1 pseudogene is annotated in these 1,119 nt (G+C 37.8%); it reads right to left on the bottom strand.

The features are described 5' to 3' along the window. Positions 1–1,007: pseudogene (locus R2B72_RS18525) on the bottom strand (IS3 family transposase); the annotation flags it as partial. Positions 1,008–1,119 lie beyond the last annotated feature (112 nt).

The raw sequence follows: 1,119 nt of genomic DNA, 5'->3' as shown, positions 1-1,119 counted from the left end.
TGCTTCCTTAAGCTTCCTCAAGGTTCGATATACAATTCCCATACTTAAGCTTAGCGAAAGTTCATAAGCGATTATTTCACGGCTAGCTACATCCTTTACACAGGAAAGATAAGCAGTCTGTCCATTTTTCATTTGGAGATAAGTAATGTCAGTGACGAAAACTTTGCCAGGTTCATCTTGAGTGAATTGTCGATCCAAGAGATTTGGCACTGTTCGGTGTTCTTGAGTGGCCTGAGCTATATTTCTATAAGGATTTTTTCTTCGTATTTTGGCAAAGAGGTTAAATTTACGCATTAAACGAAGGATCTTCTTATGATTCATAGGGGTCTCCAGTAATTCCTCTAGCGCCATATAGAAGCCTCGATAGCCGATTTTTCCCTTGAATGCATCATAAACACATTTAAGTAACAGGTAATCTTGATAGTCGTTTTCCTCGCGGATGGCATAACTCTCCGATTTTTCTAGCCATGCATAGTAACCGCTTCGATGTACTTTTGCCACTCTGCACAGGTGAGCTGTGAACCTCTTTAATTGAAACTTACGAATCACTTCATTAATCACCTGATATTTCTCACCTGATGTCAGTATTACTTCTTCGCCTGCCTCTCTAGTTCCTCTAGCTTTTTTAACAACTCGATCTCAGCTTCAAGATATTTAATTCGTGCTTCAGCCTTTTCAAGTTTTTTCTCAGGAGATAATCCTTTAGTTGATGGACGTCCAGTACTTCCTTTTCCACGACGCTCTTCAAAAAATCCCTCTTCACCGTGAAGCTTATAGGTTCTTCTCCAACGACTAAGTGATTCTTTAGCTTTCTTCGTACCAATCATTTCTAAGTCAAATCCATTTTCAATAAAAATTTGAGAAGGACCTTTACCGCTCTGATTCTCTTTGACAGCTAATAATTTGAATTCAGGATTGTATTGGATAGAACGATCTGAAACTGAGTTCACATTAGGATTTACTTCTAATATTCTACGTTGGTGTTCATTGAAAATTATTTTACTCATTGAAAACACTCCTGTCAGGATAGTTATTTTTAGTATACCTAGGCTTTTAGACAGAAAAAACCCCAAATGGGTCACTTTTTTAAAAGTGTCTACCATTTGGGGTTCAGTTCAA

The sequence above is a fragment of the Sporosarcina sp. YIM B06819 genome, from assembly GCF_033485175.1.
Taxonomy (GTDB): Bacteria; Bacillota; Bacilli; order Bacillales_A; family Planococcaceae; genus Sporosarcina.
The sequence above is the reverse complement of the archived record's forward strand: the minus strand, read 5'-3'. Positions and strand labels throughout refer to the sequence as shown.